General features: G+C 68.0%; 15 protein-coding genes. 7 read left to right on the forward strand and 8 right to left on the reverse strand.

What is annotated here, in order from left to right:
* Nucleotides 1-170 precede the first annotated feature (170 nt).
* On the reverse strand, nt 171-968 hold the full coding sequence (locus RTY46_RS08030; RefSeq protein WP_312707663.1) for a TatD family hydrolase: 798 nt from the start codon (nt 966-968) through the stop codon (nt 171-173).
* Nucleotides 969-1,036: 68 nt separating this feature from the next.
* Here RTY46_RS08030 and hrpB point away from each other — a divergent pair, with 68 nt between their 5' ends.
* Together hrpB and RTY46_RS08040 are read left to right on the forward strand one after the other, a co-directional pair.
* On the forward strand, nt 1,037-3,541 hold the full coding sequence (gene hrpB, locus RTY46_RS08035; RefSeq protein WP_312707664.1) for an ATP-dependent helicase HrpB: 2,505 nt from the start codon (nt 1,037-1,039) through the stop codon (nt 3,539-3,541).
* A gap of 214 nt (nt 3,542-3,755) precedes the next feature.
* Nucleotides 3,756-4,145: a hypothetical protein gene (locus RTY46_RS08040; protein WP_108751293.1), complete on the forward strand. Its 390-nt coding sequence runs from the start codon at nt 3,756-3,758 to the stop codon at nt 4,143-4,145.
* A 97-nt stretch (nt 4,146-4,242) separates the two neighbouring features.
* Here RTY46_RS08040 and RTY46_RS08045 read toward each other — a convergent pair whose 3' ends face one another.
* Nucleotides 4,243-4,782: a pseudouridine synthase gene (locus RTY46_RS08045; RefSeq protein ID WP_312707665.1), complete on the reverse strand. Its 540-nt coding sequence runs from the start codon at nt 4,780-4,782 to the stop codon at nt 4,243-4,245.
* Nucleotides 4,783-4,862: 80 nt separating this feature from the next.
* Nucleotides 4,863-5,723, reverse strand: a complete 861-nt coding sequence (locus tag RTY46_RS08050) for a methyltransferase (RefSeq protein ID WP_312707666.1) — start codon at nt 5,721-5,723, stop codon at nt 4,863-4,865.
* 169 nt (nt 5,724-5,892) lie between these two features.
* On the opposite strand from RTY46_RS08050, the gene RTY46_RS08055 reads away from it, so the two are divergent.
* Both RTY46_RS08055 and RTY46_RS08060 read left to right on the forward strand, forming a co-directional pair.
* A complete protein-coding gene (locus RTY46_RS08055) occupies nt 5,893-6,849 on the forward strand; it encodes an aldo/keto reductase (RefSeq protein ID WP_312707668.1) in 957 nt (318 codons plus the stop codon).
* Nucleotides 6,850-7,245: 396 nt separating this feature from the next.
* On the forward strand, nt 7,246-8,466 hold the full coding sequence (locus tag RTY46_RS08060) for an RtcB family protein (protein ID WP_312707669.1): 1,221 nt from the start codon (nt 7,246-7,248) through the stop codon (nt 8,464-8,466).
* Nucleotides 8,467-8,561: 95 nt separating this feature from the next.
* On the opposite strand, the gene RTY46_RS08065 is transcribed toward RTY46_RS08060, so the two are convergent.
* Complete coding sequence (locus RTY46_RS08065) at nt 8,562-9,503, reverse strand: NAD(P)/FAD-dependent oxidoreductase (protein ID WP_312707670.1); 942 nt, start codon at nt 9,501-9,503, stop codon at nt 8,562-8,564.
* Nucleotides 9,493-9,948 carry an Rrf2 family transcriptional regulator gene (locus tag RTY46_RS08070; RefSeq protein WP_312707671.1) on the reverse strand — a complete coding sequence of 152 codons (456 nt, stop codon included), beginning with the start codon at nt 9,946-9,948 and terminating at the stop codon, nt 9,493-9,495. Before RTY46_RS08070 ends, RTY46_RS08065 begins: the two co-directional genes overlap by 11 nt.
* Before the next feature lie 183 nt (nt 9,949-10,131).
* On the opposite strand from RTY46_RS08070, the gene RTY46_RS08075 reads away from it, so the two are divergent.
* Nucleotides 10,132-12,252 (forward strand): methyl-accepting chemotaxis protein, encoded by a 2,121-nt coding sequence (locus RTY46_RS08075; protein WP_312707672.1) that lies wholly within the window; start codon nt 10,132-10,134, stop codon nt 12,250-12,252.
* 25 nt (nt 12,253-12,277) lie between these two features.
* Here the strand turns inward: RTY46_RS08075 and RTY46_RS08080 are convergent, their stop codons facing one another.
* Entirely contained in the window at nt 12,278-13,183 is a 906-nt protein-coding gene (locus tag RTY46_RS08080) for a LysR family transcriptional regulator (RefSeq protein ID WP_312707673.1), read from the reverse strand.
* Between the two features lie 105 nt (nt 13,184-13,288).
* Here RTY46_RS08080 and RTY46_RS08085 point away from each other — a divergent pair, with 105 nt between their 5' ends.
* Together RTY46_RS08085 and dkgB are read left to right on the forward strand one after the other, a co-directional pair.
* Nucleotides 13,289-14,503: an MFS transporter gene (locus tag RTY46_RS08085; RefSeq protein ID WP_312707674.1), complete on the forward strand. Its 1,215-nt coding sequence runs from the start codon at nt 13,289-13,291 to the stop codon at nt 14,501-14,503.
* 87 nt (nt 14,504-14,590) lie between these two features.
* Nucleotides 14,591-15,400 carry a 2,5-didehydrogluconate reductase DkgB gene (dkgB, locus tag RTY46_RS08090; protein WP_312707676.1) on the forward strand — a complete coding sequence of 270 codons (810 nt, stop codon included), beginning with the start codon at nt 14,591-14,593 and terminating at the stop codon, nt 15,398-15,400.
* A gap of 73 nt (nt 15,401-15,473) precedes the next feature.
* Here dkgB and RTY46_RS08095 read toward each other — a convergent pair whose 3' ends face one another.
* A complete protein-coding gene (locus tag RTY46_RS08095; RefSeq protein ID WP_312707677.1) occupies nt 15,474-16,175 on the reverse strand; it encodes an alpha/beta hydrolase in 702 nt (233 codons plus the stop codon).
* A gap of 149 nt (nt 16,176-16,324) precedes the next feature.
* On the reverse strand, nt 16,325-19,045 hold the full coding sequence (locus RTY46_RS08100; protein WP_312707678.1) for a bifunctional acetate--CoA ligase family protein/GNAT family N-acetyltransferase: 2,721 nt from the start codon (nt 19,043-19,045) through the stop codon (nt 16,325-16,327).
* Nucleotides 19,046-19,186: the final 141 nt, after the last annotated feature.

Below are 19,186 nucleotides of genomic sequence, written 5' to 3' on the forward strand. Positions count from 1 at the left end.
TCGAGCTTGCTCGACTGCTTCTGCCAACAGCAGTCGAGCAAGCTCGACTCTACGACGCAACGTCGGTCAGTTCGACATCACGGCGCATGATCGATGCGTTCGACATCACGGCGTAACGTCGGTCCGTTCGGCATCACGACGCGCGGGGCTTCGCCACGCCGCCCTCGCGGTCAACCCGCGTCGGGCAGCCGGAAGAACGTGCGCGTGGCTGCAGTGGCATTGGCCGCGGTCACGGCCACATCTTCGCCACGATCGCGGGCCAGTTCCTCGACGATGTGCGAGAGGAACATCGGCTCGTTGCGGCGGTCCTTCGGCATCGGCTTCAGGGTGCGCGGCAGCAGGTACGGTGCATCGGTCTCGATCATCAGACGGTTGGCCGGGATGTTCTTCACCAGTTCGCGCAGGTGCGCGCCACGGCGCTCGTCGCACAGCCAACCGGTGATGCCGATGTACCAATCCTGGTCCAGGTAATCGAACAGTTCGTCACGTTCGCCGGTGAAGCAATGCACCACTGCCGGGCCCAGGCGGCCGTCGAAGTTCTTCATCTGCGCCATGAAATCGGCGTGCGCGTCGCGCTGGTGCAGGAACAACGGCTTGCCATTGTCGGCCGCCAGCTGCAGCTGGCGCTCGAACGCACGGTGCTGCGCCGGACGCGGCGAGAAATCACGGAAGTAATCCAGCCCGCATTCGCCCACGGCCACTACCTCGGCATGCGCGTGCAGCGCGCGCATTTCCGCATCGCATTCGTCGGTGTATTCCACCGCGTGGTGCGGGTGCACGCCCGCGGTGGCGAACAGGAAGCCCGGGTGCTGCTGCGCCAGCTGCAGGGCCAGCGGCGAATGCTCACGGCTGGCGCCGGTGATGACCATCTGCACCACCCCGGCCTGGCGCGCGCGGTCCAGGACGGCATCGCGGTCGCGGTCGAAGGAATCGTGGGTGAGGTTGGCGCCGATATCGATCAGGTGCATGGGGGCAGCAGGGACAGGAAAACCCGCGCATTGTACCTGCGCCGCGCTGCGCCCCTTATCCTTTGCACATGAATGCCCCGCTCTTCCCGATTTCGCCGCTGCTGCCGCAGATCCAGCAGCACCTGGCCGACCACCCGCGCCTGGTGCTGGAAGCCCCGCCCGGCGCCGGCAAGACCACCCAGGTGCCGTTGGCCCTGCTGGATGCGCCGTGGCTGCAGGACCGCAGGATCATCCTGCTGGAACCGCGCCGGGTGGCCGCACGCAGCGCGGCGCTGTTCATGGCCCGGCAACTGGGCGAGGAGGTGGGCGGCACGGTGGGCTACCGCATCCGCTTCGAGAACAAGGTCTCGGCGCGCACCCGCATCGAGGTCGTCACCGAGGGCATCCTGACCCGCATGCTGCAGGACGACCCGATGCTGGAGACGGTGGGCGCGATCCTGTTCGATGAATTCCACGAACGCCACCTGAGTGGTGACCTGGGGCTGGCACTGGCGCTGGACGTGCAGGCGCAGCTGCGTGACGATCTGCGCCTGCTGGTGATGTCGGCCACGCTGGATGGCGAGCGCCTGGCGCGCTTCCTGGATGCTCCGCGGCTGAGCAGCGAAGGTCGCAGCTACCCGGTGGCGATCAGCCACTTTCCGGCACGCCGCGACGAGACCCTGGAACTGCAGGTGCGCCGCGCGGTGCAGCAGGCCCTGGCCGAGCACCCCGGCGACGCGCTGGTGTTCCTGCCCGGCCAGCGCGAGATCGCGCGCGTACAGGCCGGCCTGCAGGACGCGCTGGACAGCAGCGTGGAGGTACTGGCCCTGCATGGCGAACTGCCGGTGGAACAGCAGGCGCGCGTGCTGCAGGCGGCCAGCGATGGCCGCCGCCGCGTGGTGCTGGCCACCAACGTGGCCGAATCGTCGGTGACCCTGCCCGGCGTGCGCGTGGTGATCGACAGTGGCCAGGCCCGCGAACCACGCTACGACCCCAACAGCGGCTTCACCCGGCTGGACGTGGTGGCCATCGCCCAGGCCTCGGCCGACCAGCGTGCCGGCCGCGCCGGCCGCGTGGCCGAAGGCGTGGCCTGGCGGCTGTGGCCGCAGTCGCAACGGCTGGAGCCGCAGCGGCGTGCGGAAATCGAACAGGTGGAACTGGCCGGGCTGGCGCTGGAGCTGGCCGCCTGGGGCAGCAGCGATCTGCGCTTCGTCGATCCCCCGCCGAGCGGGCCGATGGCCGCCGCGCGCGAGCTGCTGCAACGGCTGGGCGCACTCAGCAGCAGCGGGGCGATCACCGCGCTGGGCCGCCGTGTGCTGGCGCTGGGCACGCATCCGCGGCTGGCGGCCATGCTGCTGGCCGCGCCGGCAGGTCGCGCGCAAGCGCTGGCCGCCGATCTGGCCGCGCTGCTGGAAGCACGTGATCCCCTTCGCCAGGGCGGTGATGCGCTGGCGGCACGCTGGCGGGCCCTGGCGGCGTTCCGCAACGGCCGTGCGCCGACCGATGCCAACCGCAGCGGCCTGGCCGCGATCGATGCGGCCGCCAAGCAGTGGCGCCGACGCCTGCGCTGCGATGCGCTGCCACCGGCCAGCATTGAAGCGCACGAACTGGGCGACCTGTTGGCCCACGCCTTCCCCGACCGCATCGCCTTCCAGCATCCGTCCGACCCGCTGCGCTACCTGCTGGCCAACGGCCGCAGCGCGCGCCTGCACGAGCTGAGCGACCTGCGCGGTGAACCGTGGCTGGTAGCCAGCGAACTGCGCTTCGAGGCACGTGATGCGCTGCTGCTGCGCGCCGCACCGGTGGATGAAGGCTATCTGCGCAGCGCGTGGCCACAGCGCTTTGTAACCGAGGACACCGTGCGCTGGGACAGCGAACGGCGTGCCCTGGTGGCGCTGCGCGAAACCCGCTTCGACCGCATCGTGCTGGACAGCCGTTCGGCCGGGCGGGTGGACCCGCAGCACGCGGCGCAGGCGCTGACCGATGCCGTGGCCGAACTGGGCCTGCAGGCATTGCCGTGGACTGAGGGCCTGCGCCAATGGCAGGCACGGGTGGAGTCGCTGCGACGCTGGATGCCCGAGCTGGGCCTGCCCGATTGCAGTGACGACGCCCTGCTGGCCAGCCGCGCGCAGTGGCTGCAACCGGCGTTCGCCGGCAAGACCCGCCTGGATGCGTTGGACGAGAGCAGTTTCGGCGAAGCGCTGAAATCGCCGCTGGAATGGGCGCAACGGCAGCTGGTGGAGCGCCATGCACCCACCCGCATCAGCGTGCCGTCGGGGCTGGAACGCGGCATCAGCTACGGCCTGGACAGTGAAACCGGCGAACCGCAGCCACCGGTACTGGCGGTGAAGCTGCAGGAACTGTTCGGCCTGGCCGACACCCCGCGCATTGCCGATGGCCGGGTACCGCTGACCTTGCACCTGCTGTCGCCCGGCGGCCGCCCGCTGCAGGTCACCCAGGACCTGCGCAACTTCTGGGAAAACACCTATGCCGAGGTAAAGAAGGAAATGAAGGGGCGCTACCCACGCCACCCGTGGCCGGATGACCCGTGGACGGCCACCGCCACCCACCGCGCCAAACCGCGCGGTACCTGAGTGATGGGGTCGGATCCCTTTGCAACGCAAACGGCTCTGACCCCATATTCACCCAGCGGGGTCAGAGCCCTTTCCCAAGGGAAAGGGATCCGACCCCCGGCCTGCCGGATGCTGAACGGCGGCGGCCGCGTCAAGGCGCATGCCCGCCTGCCTGACATACCGTTTACAGGCAGCACGACACACTGGACTTCGACCCGAGGCAAAGGACCCCCGCATGAGCAAGCTGACCGTAATCACCGACCGCGCCCTGGAGCGCGCCCTGGACCTGGCCCACAGTGCCGGCGACGGCCTGAAGAGTGCCGGCGGCAGCCTGCGCCATCTGGGCCCGCAGGCCAGTGACTGGATCAAGACCGGCGCTGCGCTGGGTGCGGTGAAGACCGGGGGCAAGGTGGCCACCAAGTTCGCCCGCCGCAACCCGGCGGTGACCATTGCCGCCGCAGCGGTGGGCGTGGGCCTGCTGGGCTACGCGCTGTACCGCAAGCAGCAGAAGAAGAAGGCGGCCAACGGCCATGTGGTGAATGGCCAGGCGCAACGCATCCATGCGCGTGACCGCCGCAACGACACCGTGGTGGACGAGCACAGCGACATCGGCAGCGATACCTGAGCCCCATCAGAGGGGTCAGAGCCCTTCCTGCGGAAGGGGTCTGACCCCGATCAAGGGTCGGATCCCTTCCGCAGGAAGGGCTCCGACCCTTTTCGTTTCAGCCGATCTGCCGCCACTGCCCCGGCTGCAGATCGTCCAGCCGGTACGGGCCCATCGCCACGCGCACCAGGCGCAGGGTCGGCAGATTCACCGCAGCGGTCATGCGCCGCACCTGGCGGTTGCGGCCTTCACGGATGGTGATCGCCAGCCAGCTGTCGGGCACGGTCTTTCGGAACCGCACCGGCGGATCGCGCAGCCACAGCGCCGGCGCCGGATCGAGGCGCTCGATCTTCGCCGGCAGGGTCGGCCCGTCATTCAGTACCACGCCATCACGCAGCCGCTGCAACTGCTCGTCGCTGGGCGTGCCTTCCACCTGCACCCAGTAGGTCTTGTCGGCCTTGTGCCGCGGGTCGGTGAGCTTGTGCGCCAGCGTGCCGTTGTCGGTCAGCAGCAACAGGCCCTCGCTGTCATGGTCCAGGCGACCGGCGGCATACACGCGCGGCGGCAGGCCGAACCCGGCCAGGGTCGGCCGCGGCGGCACGCTGCGGTCGGTGAACTGGCAGAGCACGTTGAAGGGCTTGTTGAAGGCGATCAGCATTGCAGGGGGCGGCAGGCGGCGATGGGCTATTGTCCCACGCCGCGCTGCGCGCTCGCCGGGCGTGGACCGGCGCTACCCCCTTACGGCTTCACGAACCGCAGGGTCATGCGGTCGCTTTCACCGATGGCCTGGTACTTGGCGTCGTCGGCCTTGTCGTGCTGGTTGGTCGGCGGCAGGGTCCACACGCCATTGGGGTGGTCCTTGGTGTCACGCGGGTTGGCGTTCACTTCGGTACGCGCGTCCAGCTTGAAGCCGGCGGCCTCGGCCATCGCGATCACCTGCTGCTGGCCGACATAGCCGGTGTCATCGTCGTCGGCCACGTCGGCCTTGGCGCGGTGCTCGACCACGCCCAGCACGCCGCCCGGCTTGAGCACGTTGAAGAAGCCCTGGAACATGCCCTGTGCCTGCCCGGCCTTGCGCCAGTTGTGCACGTTGCGGAAGGTCAGCACCACATCGGCCGACGCCGCCGGACCAAACACCGGCTTGGCCGGGTCGTAGGCCACCACGGTGGTCTTGTCGAACTGCGCCGGCGCGCCGGCAAACTTCTTTTCCAGGCCGTCGCGGCTGCGCTGCTGGTAATCGCGGCCACGCCCTTCAGCCACCGCCTGCGGATCGACCACCGCGGCGATGTAATGGCCCTTGTCGCGCAGCAGCGGCGCCAGGATTTCCGAGTACCAGCCGTTGCCGGGGGTGATTTCGATGACGGTCTTTTCCGGTGCCACGGTGAAGAACGCCAGCGTCTGCGCAGGATGACGGTATCCGTCACGCTTTACGTTGTTGGCATCGCGGGTAGGCGCCTTGATCGCAGCTTCCAGTGCCGGCGATACCTGGATCTTGGCCGGCGCCACGACGGCAGCGGGCGCGGCGATGGCGGGAACCGCTACCAGCAGCGCCGAAGCAAGCAGCAGGCGGCAACCACGCAGGGACGAAACAGCATTCATCGGGACGACTCCAGCGGAAGATGCGGCGAGACTAGCAGTCGCCGCGCCGCAGGTGTTCACAAAACGTTAGCGACGTGCGCGTTGCGGAACACTGTTTTGTGGTCACCGCCGCAGCACGGTCACAGGGGGCGCTCTATGCTGGAGGACTTCCCCCAAGGAGTCCGTGTCCATGACGGCAACCCGCGAACTCGGCCGTTCCGGCCTGCATGTACGTCCGCTCGCCTTCGGCGGCAATGTGTTCGGTTGGAGCGCCGATGAAAAGGCCAGCTTCGCCCTGCTCGATGCCTTCGTTGATGCCGGCTTCAACCTGGTCGATACCGCCGATGTGTATTCGGCGTGGGTACCGGGCAACCAGGGCGGTGAATCGGAAACGCTGATCGGCAAATGGTTCGCCCGCAGCGGCAAACGTGACAAGGTCATCCTGGCGACCAAGGTGGCCAAGTGGGCCGAGCGCCCCGGCCTGACCCCGGACAATATCGATGCGGCGGTGGATGATTCGCTGCGTCGCCTGCAGACCGATGTGATCGATCTGTACCAGGCCCACGAGGATGACGAATCCACCCCGCTGGAAGCCACCCTGGCTGCATTCGGCCGCCTGATCGAGGCCGGCAAGGTGCGCGCCATCGGTGCGTCCAATTACAGCGCCACGCGCCTGGCCGATGCGCTGAAGGTATCCAGCGATTACAAGCTGCCGCGCTACGAAACCCTGCAGCCGGAGTACAACCTGTACGACCGCGCCGGCTATGAAACCGAACTGGAGCCGCTGGTGCAGCGCGAACAGATTGGTGTGATCGGCTACTACGCGCTGGCCAGCGGCTTCCTGAGCGGCAAGTACCGCACCGCCGCCGATGCAGCCAAGAGCCCGGCGCGTGGCGAGATGGTGGTCAAGCGTTATCTGAACCCGCGCGGCCTGCGCATCCTGCAGGCGCTGGATGATGTGGCCAGCAAGCACAATGCCAGTGCCGCGCAGATCGCGCTGGCCTGGCAGATCGCACGGCCGTCGGTCACCGCGCCGATTGTCAGCGCCACCAGCGTTGAACAGCTGCACGATCTGCTGGCTGCGGCCAACGTTGGCCTGAGCATGCAGGACATCGCGCAGCTCGATGCCGCCAGCGCCGAAGGCTGAGGCAACGGATCAATCGCTCTGCATTGCGTGGTTGCGCACCACGGGTTCGTGGTTTATGGTGCGCGCCACGTTTCAACAGCTACCGGATTCCTTCCTTGAACACACCCGCCGTCGCCATCGCCAATCTGCTGCCATGCCTGCGCATGGGCGTGGCGATTCGTGCGTCGGTGAAGGAATTCCCGCTGGCAACGGCCTGATACCCGCGCTGCGGAGATCGGTCGCCCCGATCTCCGAGGTTTGGCGACGCCCTCGGAATGCAGTTCCGGGGGCGTTTTCGTTTGCGTCGTCACACGTATCGGCATTGCGCCGCGCACGCCTGCGTGCCCGCACTGCAACCACAGGGAAATGCCCACGGCCGCGCCGTGGTGCGGTCCTGTGCAGGACATTCATCACGACATGGACATTCAACATAATTATCAATGGCTACATGCCGAAGGCAGCACGCCGATCAAGGGCTGGGTGGACGGCGTTCCGCTGGAAGCCGAGGCCCACGCGCAGCTGCGCAACATCGCCGCGATTCCGTTCGTCGGGCCGTGGGTGGCGGTCATGCCCGACGTACACCTGGGCAAGGGCGCAACCGTGGGCTCGGTCATCCCCACCCGGGGCGCGATCATTCCGGCCGCGGTGGGCGTGGACATCGGCTGTGGCATGGCCGCTGTGCGTACCACGCTGCGCGCCAACGACCTGCCCGATGACCTGCGCCAACTGCGCAGCGGCATCGAACGCAGTGTGCCGGTCGGCAACGGCCGTGGCGGCGAACACCAGCGCCTGCCCGACAGCATCGGCACCCGGCTGGTGCAGTCGGGGCTGGCCGCGGGGCTGGAGCGCATCAAGGAGAAGCACCGGAGGATCCGCACCGACAAGCTGGACTGCCAGCTGGGCACGCTGGGCGGTGGCAACCATTTCATCGAACTCTGCCTGGACGAAACCGATGCGGTGTGGGTGATGCTGCACAGCGGTTCACGTGGCACCGGCAACCTGATCGGCACCTACTTCATCGAACAGGCCCGGCGTGAACTGGAGCGCCGCGTGCTCGGCTTCCATCTGCCCGACAAGGACCTGGCATTCTTCATGGAAGGCGAACCGCTGTTCGACGATTACGTGCAGGCGGTGTCGTGGGCGCAGGACTACGCACGGCAGAACCGCGAGGCGATGATGGCGCGCGTGCTGGCCGAGATGCGCCAGCGCCTGCCGAAGTTCAAGCTGGCGGCGATGGCGGTGAACTGCCACCACAACTACGTGCAGAAGGAGTCGCACGCCGGGCAGGAACTGCTGGTGACGCGCAAGGGTGCCGTCAGCGCCCGGGCCGGCGAACTGGGCATCATTCCCGGCAGCATGGGCACGCGCAGCTACATCGTGCGCGGCAAGGGCAACGCGGACAGCTTCCACAGCTGCAGCCACGGTGCCGGCCGGGTGATGAGCCGGGGTGCCGCGCGCCAGCAGATCACCCTGGCCCAGCACCGCGAAGCCACCGCGCACGTGGAGTGCCGCAAGGACAGCGGCGTGCTGGATGAATCACCGGCGGCGTACAAGTCGATCGATGATGTGATGGCCGCACAGCGGGACCTGGTCGAAGTAGTGCACACGCTGCGCCAGGTGCTGTGCGTGAAGGGCTGAGGGTTCCCACCGCTCCGTTGGGTGCCGACCTTGGTCGGCACATCGAATCCACGCCCTGCACGGTGGTAGATGCACGCCATGCGTGGATGCGGGGGTCAGAGCCCTTTCTGCGAAAGGGATCCGACCCCGGATCCGACCCCGCTGCTGTCCTCGCCCACCAGGGCATGGTGAATACCGATGCCGGCGCGCACGCCTTCGGCCATCGACAGGGTGATGTTGCCCACCGTGGTGACATCACCGGCGGCGTAGACGTTCGCAACGCGGGTCTGCTTCATTGCATCCACCTCCACCAGCACGCCCATCGGGTGTTCCAGCAACGCGCAGCCCAGCTGCTGCACCAGCGGCGTGGCCATGACCTGCGGCGCGGCGACGAACAGCGCCCGCTGGGCAATGCGGCGCCCGTCGGCCAGTTCCACCTCCAGCCAGCTGTCCTGATCCCCGCGCACACCGACCACCGGCGTGTCTTCCACCTGCACGTTGCGCTGCTGCATGGCCGCGCGTTCGTCAGCGCTGATCGGCAGGCCCTGGCTGAAGAAGGTGACGTTGCCCCATTCGGCGAACAACGGTGCCTTGGCCGCCGACAGCGGGTGCCCACCCAGCACACCGATGGCGCCGCCGCCCACCTCGTACCCGTGGCAGTACGGGCAATGCAGCACGGTGCTGCCCCAACGCTCGGCCAGGCCGGGAAGATCCGGCAGCTGGTCGGCAATGCCGGTGGCCAGCAGCAGCTTGCGCGCCGCCAATACCTGTCCATCTGCGGTGCGCACCTGCACGCCGTCTGCGCCGGCCTGCGCGTCCACCGCTTCGCCGTGCAGCCAGCGCACGGTGGGGTAATCGAGCAGCTGCTGGCGCGCGTTCTTCAGCAGCTCGGCGCCGCTGATACCGTCCTGGCCCAGCACGCCGTGCGAGTGGCTGGCGAAGCGGTTGCGCGGCAGGCCGCTGTCGATGACGGTGACCGGACGCCGTGCGCGCGCCAGGATCAGGCCGGCGGCAATGCCGGCGTAGCTGCCGCCGACGATGAGGACGTCAGGATTCATGGGGACCTTCCAGGGAACGATGATGGGCAAGGTGAAGGGCGAAGTCGGCGCCCAGCTGGTCCAGCGTGCTGGCCTGCAGCCGCGCTTCCAGCAAGCGCTGGGCCTCGCGTGCGCCGTCCAGCAGGGCTTGGTTGACCAGCTGCTGGATCGGGCAGCCGCCGCCGCCGTCGCGTGTACCAACCTGCACCAGCGGCGGTGAGCCCACCGCCACGTAGACGTCATGCAGGGTGATCGCGGCCGCATTGCGCGCCAGCTGGCTGCCGCCGCCGTGCCCACGGCTGCTGTGCACCAGCCCGGCCTTGTGCAGCTGTGCCAGCAGGCGACGGATCACCACCGGATGGGTGGGCAGACAGGCCGCCAGTTGTTCGGAGGTCCGCGGGCCGTGCTGACCCACCAGATGGGCCATGACATGCAGCGCGTCGGACAGTGGATTGGCGGATTTCATGTAACTACAATAGTTACATTTAAACCTGCCGTCTACAGTCCGCTTTCGTCTCGCCTGGACACATCTGTCCTATGAAACAGATTCTTCACCTCTCTAAACGGAACGGTAATGTGATCTGAATCCCACTTCAGAGGTATCAAGAACGGTCGATACCGCATCGCCATTCATCCGTGAGCCCCTTCCATGAACGTGTCGTCCGCTGCGCCGCGACTGCAGTCCAAGTTGCTCGGTGCCGTCTCTGTTGGTCTGGCTGTCGTCCTGCTGTGTGCCTTGGCCGGCCTGGCCTCGGCCTGGTTGAAGTTGTCCACCGAAGTGCCGCCGGAGGTCGCGCTGAGCCGCGACGCTGAGCGCCTGCAACGCGAGTTCCGCAGCCAGGTGCAGGAGTGGAAGAACGTGCTGCTGCGCGGCCATGACGATGCGCTGCGGCAGCGCCACCTGGAGGCGTTCGACAACGAAGGCCGCGTGGTGGCCGAGCTCGCGCAGCGTGTGGCGGCCAGCCCCGATGCACGCACGCGCGAACTGGCGCAGGCGTTCAGCGCGCAGCACACGCAGCTGCAACAGACCTACCACGGTGCGCTGCAGGCCTTCGCCGAGGCCCAGTACGACCCGGCCGCCGGCGACACCCTGGTGCGCGGCAAGGACCGCCCGGTCGCCGCCGCACTGGATGCGCTGGGTGACCACACGGCCAAGGTGGCCGAGGCCGCGGTGGCCGCGCGTTCGCAGGCGGCGCGGCACCTGCTGGTGGTCAGCGGTGGCCTGACGATAGGCGCTGCCATCGCCCTGCTGCTGGCCCTGGGCTGGTGGCTGCGGCGCGCGGTGGTGCAACCGGTGCTGGCGGTGGAAGCCGCCGCACGCGCGGTCGCCGCTGGCGATCTGGACCACGCGGTGCAGGTCCGCAGCCGCGACGAGATCGGTCGCCTGGCGCAGGCCATGCAGGCCGTGCAGAACACCCTGCGTGGCGTGCTTGCCGCGCAGGCCGGCATGGCCGCGCAGCACGAGGCCGGCACCATCAGCCACCGCATGGATGCCAGCGCTTTCCCCGGTGCCTATGGGCGCATGGTGGCCGATACCAATGCGCTGGTGGACGCGCACATCCAGGTGAAAATGCGTGCGATCACGATCATGGGCCGCTATGCCGTGGGCGACCTGAGCCAGGACATGGAACGCCTGCCGGGCGAGAAGGCGGTGATCACCCAGGCGCTGGATGCAGTGAAAGCGAACCTGGGCGCGATCAACGGGCAGATCCGCGGTCTGGCCGAAGCCGCAGCGGCGGGCGACTTCAGCCAGCGCGGCGACAGCAGCCGTTTCCAGCACGACTTCCGCAGCATGGTCGAGGGCCTGAACCGCCTGATGCAGACCACCGAGCACAACCTGGGCGAGGTCTCCAGCATGCTGCGCGCCATCGCCGATGGTCGCCTGGGCGCGCGCATGCACGGCGATTTCCAGGGCGTGTTCGCCCGCATTGCCGGCGATGCCAACACCACTGCCGCGCAGCTGGCCACCATCGTCACCGACATCAAGCACACTTCGGGCAGCATCCACAGTGCAGCGGCCGAGATCGCCGCGGGCAACAACGATCTGTCACGGCGTACCGAACAGCAGGCGGCCAATCTGGAAGAAACCGCCGCGTCGATGGAAGAACTGACCTCGACCGTGCGCCAGAACGCCGAGCACGCACGCCAGGCCAACCAGTTGGCGATCGGCGCACATGGCGTGGCCTCGCAGGGCGGCGCGGTGGTCGGTCAGGTGGTGGCGACCATGGATGCAATCGAAGCGTCGTCGCGGCAGATCGCCGAGATCATCAGCGTGATCGACGGCATTGCCTTCCAGACCAATATCCTGGCCCTGAACGCCGCAGTGGAAGCGGCGCGCGCAGGCGACCAGGGCCGTGGCTTTGCGGTGGTGGCCAGTGAAGTGCGCACGCTGGCGCAGCGGTCGGCCGGTGCCGCCAAGGAGATCAAGACGCTGATCGAAGCGTCGGTGGAACAGGTCGGCCAGGGTGCGCAGCACGTGCGCCAGGCGGGCAACACGATGGCCGAGATCGTGGCGTCGGTGCAGCGGGTGACCGACATCATGGCCGAGATTTCCGCCGCATCGCAGGAACAGAGCGTGGGCATCGAACAGGTCAGCCAGACGGTGATCCAGATGGATGGCACCACCCAGCAGAACGCCGCGCTGGTGGAAGAAGCCAGTGCCGCCGCACGCAGCCTGGAACAGCAGGCCGACCGCTTGATCGACGCGGTGGATGTGTTCGACCTGTCGACCACCACCACGACGAAGGAAGCATTGGCACGCGCGGCGTGAGGGTTCCGCCGGGCATGGCCCGGCGCTACCAGCGCGGGTCCTGGCCGTGCGCCATCGCCTCGCCCAGATGATCGAGGAACGAGGTGATGCGCGCCGATACGGCCGTGTTGCGGTAGTACACCGCGTGGATCGGCTGGTACACATCCAGCGTCTGCGCGGACAGCACCGGCACCAGCGTGCCGGCGGCGCGGTCGCGTGCGGTCACGAAGTCGGACAGGCAGGTGATGCCCACGCCTTCGACCGCCAGCCGGCGCAGCGTTTCACCGCTGGAAACGGCCACGTCCGGGCGCACCAGCAACTGCCCGTCGGCATCGCCCGGCAGCGGCCAGCGATTCAACGATTCCGGTTCGTTGAACCCCAGCAGCGTGTGCTGCCCCAGCGCCGCCACGCTGCTGGGCTCGCCGTGGGCGGCCAGGTAGGCCGGGCTGGCCACCAGCTGCAAGCGATAGCGGCCCAGCGGCCGCGCATGCAGGGTTGAATCGGCCAGCGGACCGATGCGGATGGCCAGGTCGGTGCGCCGCTCCAGCAGGTCGATATAGCGCTCGGAACTGTTGAGCTCCAGCTGCACCTCGGGATAGCGGGCGCGGTAGCCGGCTACCAGCGGTGCAATCACATGCAGTACGAAGGGCATCGCCGCATCCACCCGCAGCCGACCGACCGGGCGCTCGCGGCGAGCGGCCATCTGCTCCTCGGCCGATTCCACCGCATCGATGATCGCCCGCGCGTGGCGCAGGTAGGCCTCGCCTTCGGCGGTCAGGTGCAGCCGGCGCGTGGTGCGGGTCAGCAGGGTGGTCCCCAGCTTTTCTTCCAAGCGGCCCAGCGCGCGGCTGACCCCCGAAGGGGTCTGCCCCAGCTGCTCGGCGGCGGCGCTGATCGAACCGCTGTCGATCACCGCCAGGAAGGCCTGCATTTCGTCGAGGGTGGTCTTCATGCCGCCATTATTGACCAGCAGGCAAGAGTGATTGGCGTGAAGACTGGTTTTTCAGCAAAGGTAGGCCGCGCACACTGCCCGCCTTCTCCTCCTCTGGACCCTGTCATGACCCGTGGCATTCCCCTGGCCCTGCTGGCGCTGACGCTCGGCGCGTTCGCCATCGGCACCACCGAATTCGTCATCGTCGGCCTCATCCCGACCATCGCCGCCGACCTGCGCGTCAGCCTGCCCTCGGCCGGCCTGCTGGTTTCGCTGTACGCACTGGGCGTGGCCATCGGCGCGCCGGTACTGACCGCGCTGACCGGGCGCGTACCGCGCAAGCAGCTGCTGGTGGCGCTGATGGTGCTGTTCACCTTGGGCAACGTGATTGCCTGGATGGCACCGGGTTACACCTCGCTGATCACCGCGCGCATCCTCACCGGCCTGGCCCATGGCGTGTTCTTCTCCATCGGCTCGATCATCGCCACCGCGGTGGTGCCGAAGGAAAAGGCCGCCAGTGCCATCGCCATCATGTTCACCGGCCTGACCGTGGCGCTGGTGACCGGCGTGCCGCTGGGCACCTTCATCGGCCAGCACCTGGGCTGGCGTGCCACCTTCCTGGCCGTGGCCGCGCTGGGCGTGGTGGCCCTGCTGGGCGCGCTGCTGTTCGTGCCGCGCACGGTGCCGCAGAGCGCACCGGCCAGCTTCCGCCAGCAACTGGGTGTGCTGGCCCAGCCGCGCCTGCTGCTGGTCTATGCGATGACCGCACTGGGCTACGGCGGCACCTTCCTGGCCTTCACCTACCTGGCGCCGATCCTGCAGGACGTCACCGGCTTTTCGGCCAATGCGGTCAGCCTGGTGCTGCTGGTGTACGGCGTGTCGGTGGCAATCGGCAACCTGTGGGGCGGCCGCCTGGCCGACCGGCTGGGCCCGGTGCCGGCGCTGAAGCGCATCTTCGCGCTGCTGGCCATCGTCCTGTTCGTGCTGACCTTCACCGCCCACAACATCTGGCTGATGCTGCTGACCGTGCTGGCGCTGGGCGCAGTGGCCTTTGGCAACGTGCCGGGCCTGCAGGTGTACGTGGTCAAGCAGGCGCAGCGTTATGCACCGCAGGCGACCGACGTGGCCTCGGGCCTGAACATCGCCGCGTTCAACATCGGTATCGCCCTGGGCGCCTCGCTGGGTGGCCTGGTGGTGGAGCACATCGGCCTGATGCATACCCCGTGGCTGGGTGCGTTGGTGGTGGTGGTTGCCTATGCACTGACCGCACTCAGCGGCCGCCTGGACCGCCGCGATGGCGTGGACCACCGCGCCGAGGGCATTGCCGCCGCCGCACACTGACCGGCCATGCAATGCACCGTTGCCGGCATGCATACGGCCGCTGCCCTACCCTTCCTGTTCACTCCTTTCCCCCCGTTGGAGCTTCCCATGACTGTCCCCGCCTTTGGCCTTGGCACCTTCCGCCTGAAAGACCAGACCGTGATCGATTCGGTGCGCAACGCACTGGACGTCGGCTACCGCGCCGTGGATACCGCGCAGATCTATGACAACGAGGCCGAAGTCGGCCAGGCGATCGCCGAATCCGGCGTGCCGCGCGAGGATATCTACCTGACCACCAAGGTGTGGATCAGCGAGTTCAAGCACGATGCGCTGCTGGCCAGCCTGCGCACCAGCCTGCAGAAGCTGCGCACCGACCATGTGGATCTGGCGCTGATCCATTGGCCTTCGCCGAACGACAAGGTGGATGTGCCGATGGAGGAATACCTGCCCGCACTGGCCGAGGCCAAGGCGCAGGGCCTGACCCGCGAGATCGGCATTTCCAACTTCACCATCGCCCAGACCCGCAAGGCGATCGAGATCCTGGGCGCCGATGCCATCGCCACCAACCAGATCGAGATCCACCCGTACCTGCAGAACCGCCTGCTGGTGAAGTTCCTGCAGGACAACGGCATCCGCATTACCGCCTACATGAGCCTGGCCTATGGCGAAGTGCTGAAGGACCCGGTGATCCAGGTCATTGCCGGCCGCCACCAGGCCACCCCGGCGCAGGTTGCGCTGGCCTGGGCGCTGCAGCAGGGCTTTGCGGTCATTCCCTCATCGACCAAGCGCGAGAACCTGGCCAGCAACCTGGAAGCCGCCGCGATCCGCCTGACCGACGATGACATGGCGCAGATCGCCAAGCTGGACCGCGGCCATCGCCTGGCCAACCCGGAAGGCATCGCCCCGGCCTGGGATTGAGGAACGGCCGCCGGGCATGGCCCGGCGCTACCGGATACGGGTGGGTAGCGCCGGGCCATGCCCGGCGGATCCATCAGGCCTGCAACAGCCAGCCACGCATCGCCGCGCTCACTTCGTCCGGCTTTTCCATCGGTGCCAGGTGCCCGCAATCGGGCAGCACCACCAGCTGCGACTGCGGCACCAGCGCGTGCATTTCCTCGCTCACCGCCCGCGGCGTGATGCGGTCGTTGGCACCGCAGACGATCAGCAGCGGATTGCGGTACGCGGCCAGCACGTCATGGCCGTCGCGGCGTTCCAGCCCACTCTGGCGCAGGAACACCTCGGCGCCCAGGCGTGCTGTCATGTCACGCACGCGCTGCACCAGCACGTAGTCGTCCAGCCTCGACGCATCGATGTAGCTGCGCATCAGCGCATCGCCAAAGCCATGGAACCTGCCCGGCAGGCGCACGCTGGCACGCTGGCTGCGGCGCTGTTCGGCGCGCTCGGGCGAATCGGCATGGATCGAGGTATCGACCAGCGCCAGCCGCAGCACGCGCTCGGGCGCGATGCGCAGGATCTGCTGGGCGACGAAGCCGCCCAGGGAGAAGCCGGCCAAGGCGAAGCGCTCGGGGGCCTGCGCCAGCACGTCCTCGGCCACCGCCTGCAGGGTTTCACCACGGGTCTGGTCGCCCACGGTGCAATCGGCGATGTCCGCCAGGTCGGCCAGCTGCGCGCGCCACAGCTCGGCATCGTTGAGCAGGCCGGGCAGCAGCAGCAGGGGGATGCGTTCGGTCATGGGGCTATTGTCGCGCCGGCGGGCCGGCGTGGCCATGCCGGAACGGGCTGTTGGGCTGTAGAGTCGAGCTTGCTCGCTTGCTCGACTGCGCTGCACACATCAGTCGAGCAAGCTCGACTCTACGAAAGGCTGCTCGAGCAAGCTCGACTCTACAAGTCCGGGGCAGGCACTTCGACCTGCTGCACCGGCAGGGTCACCACCATTACAGTGGGGTCGTCCGGGTCCAGCTTCGCCTTGAAGCCCAGGCTCTGGCACATCGCCAGCATGGTGCTGTTCTCGCGCAGCACCTGCCCTTCCACCACGTCCAGGCCCAGCCACTTGGCGTACTCGATCATGATCGCCATCAGGCGCCAGCCGATACCGTGCCCCTTCAGGTCCGAGCGGATCAGGATGCCGTACTCGCCGCGATGGTAATCGGCATCGGCATGCAGGCGCACCGCGCCCAGCATGTCGCCGCTGCGTGGATCGATGGCCACCAGCGCGATCGAGCGCGCATAGTCGAGCTGGGTCAGGCGCGCGATGAATTCGTGGCTGAAGTGCTTCACCGACTGGAAGAAACGCAGGCGCAGGTCTTCGTCGCTGACCCTGGCGAAGAACGCGCGGAACAGCGCATCGTCTTCCGGCCGTACCGGGCGCACGAAGGCGCGCCCACCATCGGACAGATCGATGGTGCGTTCCCACTCCTTCGGGTACGGGAACACCGAGAAGCGCGGATGGCCACGGCCCTTGTGCAGGATGCGCGAGGGTGCGATCGCCACGCGTGCATCGAGGGCCAGGATGCCCTTGCTGTCCACCAGCAAGGGATTGATGTCCAGCGTGCGCACTTCAGGAATGTCGGCGGCCAGCTGCGCCAGCTTCACCAGCGCCAGCGCCAGCGCGCGTTCGTCGGCCGCCGGCACATCGCCGTAGGCCTTCAGGATGCGCGAGGCGCGGGTCTGCCCGATCAGCTCGTGCGCCAGGCGCAGATCCAGCGGTGGCAGCGCCAGCGCCTTGTCGTTGATCACTTCCACCGCCGTGCCACCGCGACCGACCACGATCACCGGCCCGAAGGTTGCATCATCGGCAATGCCGACGATGATCTCGCGCGCCTTCGGCCGCACGATGGTGGGCTGCACCAGCAGACCGTCGATGCGCGCATCGGGGCGCAGCTGGCGCGCGCGGGCAAGAATCGCGTTGGCCGCGCTCTGCACCGCCGGCAGCGTGGCCAGGTTCAGGCGCACGCCATCCACCTCCGATTTGTGCGGGATATCCGGTGACAGAATCTTCAATGCGACCGTGGCGCCGCGCTCCAGCAGCGGCTGGGCCAGGTCCATCGCCTCGTGCGCATCGCGCGCATGCAGTACCGGCGCCGACGGAATGCCGTAGGCCTTCAACAGTTCATGGGTAGCCAGCGGATCGAGCCACTGCTGGCCGTTGCCCAGTGCAGATTCGACCAGCGCACGCGCACGCGCGGTATCTACGCTGAAATCCTGGGGCAGGCTGGGTGGCGTTTCCATCAGCGCGTTCTGCGCTTCGCGGTAGTGCACCAGATGCTGGAAGCCACGCACGGCTTCGGCCTCGGTCGGATAGGTCGGTACGCGCGCGGCATTGAGCGTTGCGGTGGCTTGGTCATCGTTGCCCAGCCACACAGCGAACACCGGCTTGTCGCGGTGGTGGCGCGGGCGCAGGCCCAGGGTGCGGGTCAGCGCCTGCGCCGCATCGGCCGACGAGGTGAACGCGGTGGGCACGTTGACCACCATCACCGCATCGTTCTCGCTGTCGGCCAGAAGCGCTTCGATGGCGGCGGCGTAGCGGTCACCATCGGCGTCCACCACGATGTCGACCGGGTTGCTGCGCGACCAGCCCTGCGGCAGCACTTTGTCCAGCGTCTCCACCGTGCTGTCGGACAGCTGCGCGAGGGTGCCACGCAGCGCTGCCAGCTGGTCCACGGCCAAGCGGCCGACGCCGCCACCATTGCTGAGCACGGCCAGTCGGCGGCCCGGGAACGTGCCGAGGCGGCCCAGGGTTTCGGCGGCGGTGAACAGCTCGTCCAGCGCACTGACGCGCAGCAGCCCTGCGCGGTTGAAGGCGGCGCCGTAGACATCATCGGCGCGTGCCAGCGCCTGCACGTGGGTATCGGCGCTGCCAGGCTGCACGCGCTCGGCGCGGCCGGACTTCACCACCACCACCGGCTTGGCACGCGCAGCGGCACGCGCGGCCGACATGAACTTGCGTGCGTCCTTGATGTGTTCGACGTACAGCAGGATGGCGCGGGTGCGATAGTCGGTGGCGAAGTAATCGAGCAGGTCACCGAAGTCGACGTCCAGGGTGTCGCCCAGCGATACCACGGCGGAGAAGCCGACCGAACGTGCCACGCCCCACTCCACCAGCGCCGCGGCAATCGCCGAAGATTCGGAAATCAACGCGAGGTCGCCGGCCTGCGGGAAATGCGCGGCGATGCTGGCATTGAGCCGCGCGTGCGGCGCGATCACGCCCAGGCAGTGCGGGCCGAGGATGCGCAGGCCGTGCTTGCGCGCCACCGTTTCCACCTGTTCGGACAGCGAGCCCGGGCCTTCGCCCAGGTGCGCGGTGAGGATGATGGCCGCCTGCACGCCGCGCTCGGCGGCGGTACGCACCACCTGCGGCACGATGGCCGCCGGCGCGGTGATGACCACCAGGTCGGGCACCCAGTCCAGGTCCTTCAGCCGCTTCACTGTGCGGATGCCATCGATTTCGGCATGGCGCGGGTTGATCCACGCCACCTTGCCGGGGAAGCCGGTGCCACGCAGGTTGCGCATCACCGCGCGGCCGGCCGAGCGTTCGCGCGGGCTGCCGCCGATCACCGCAACCGACTGCGGGCGGAACACGGACTGCAGGTGGTAGGTACTCATGCGCCTACGGTACCGAAATTCCGTGGTGAAGGGGTCAGAGCCCAGCGCTGCGCGCAGGGATCCGACCCCGCGTTGGTGAAGGGGTCGGATCCCTTTCCGCAGGAAAGGGCTCTGACCCCTGCGTGCCGACCAAGGTCGGCA

The sequence above is a fragment of the Stenotrophomonas sp. genome (assembly GCF_032056425.1).
Lineage (GTDB): Bacteria > Pseudomonadota > Gammaproteobacteria > Xanthomonadales > Xanthomonadaceae > Stenotrophomonas.

Excerpts from the sequence above, each read along its gene's own strand:
- dkgB (WP_312707676.1), top strand. The coding sequence starts at position 14,591 with ATGACTGTCCCCGCCTTTGGCCTTGGCACCTTCCGCCTGAAAGACCAG.
- RTY46_RS08055 (WP_312707668.1), top strand. The coding sequence starts at position 5,893 with ATGACGGCAACCCGCGAACTCGGCCGTTCCGGCCTGCATGTACGTCCG.
- RTY46_RS08030 (WP_312707663.1), bottom strand. The coding sequence starts at position 968 with ATGCACCTGATCGATATCGGCGCCAACCTCACCCACGATTCCTTCGAC.
- RTY46_RS08085 (WP_312707674.1), top strand. The coding sequence starts at position 13,289 with ATGACCCGTGGCATTCCCCTGGCCCTGCTGGCGCTGACGCTCGGCGCG.
- hrpB (WP_312707664.1), top strand. The coding sequence starts at position 1,037 with ATGAATGCCCCGCTCTTCCCGATTTCGCCGCTGCTGCCGCAGATCCAG.
- RTY46_RS08060 (WP_312707669.1), top strand. The coding sequence starts at position 7,246 with ATGGACATTCAACATAATTATCAATGGCTACATGCCGAAGGCAGCACG.
- RTY46_RS08095 (WP_312707677.1), bottom strand. The coding sequence starts at position 16,175 with ATGACCGAACGCATCCCCCTGCTGCTGCTGCCCGGCCTGCTCAACGAT.
- RTY46_RS08075 (WP_312707672.1), top strand. The coding sequence starts at position 10,132 with ATGAACGTGTCGTCCGCTGCGCCGCGACTGCAGTCCAAGTTGCTCGGT.
- RTY46_RS08040 (WP_108751293.1), top strand. The coding sequence starts at position 3,756 with ATGAGCAAGCTGACCGTAATCACCGACCGCGCCCTGGAGCGCGCCCTG.
- RTY46_RS08080 (WP_312707673.1), bottom strand. The coding sequence starts at position 13,183 with ATGAAGACCACCCTCGACGAAATGCAGGCCTTCCTGGCGGTGATCGAC.
- RTY46_RS08050 (WP_312707666.1), bottom strand. The coding sequence starts at position 5,723 with ATGAATGCTGTTTCGTCCCTGCGTGGTTGCCGCCTGCTGCTTGCTTCG.
- RTY46_RS08045 (WP_312707665.1), bottom strand. The coding sequence starts at position 4,782 with ATGCTGATCGCCTTCAACAAGCCCTTCAACGTGCTCTGCCAGTTCACC.
- RTY46_RS08070 (WP_312707671.1), bottom strand. The coding sequence starts at position 9,948 with ATGAAATCCGCCAATCCACTGTCCGACGCGCTGCATGTCATGGCCCAT.
- RTY46_RS08065 (WP_312707670.1), bottom strand. The coding sequence starts at position 9,503 with ATGAATCCTGACGTCCTCATCGTCGGCGGCAGCTACGCCGGCATTGCC.
- RTY46_RS08100 (WP_312707678.1), bottom strand. The coding sequence starts at position 19,045 with ATGAGTACCTACCACCTGCAGTCCGTGTTCCGCCCGCAGTCGGTTGCG.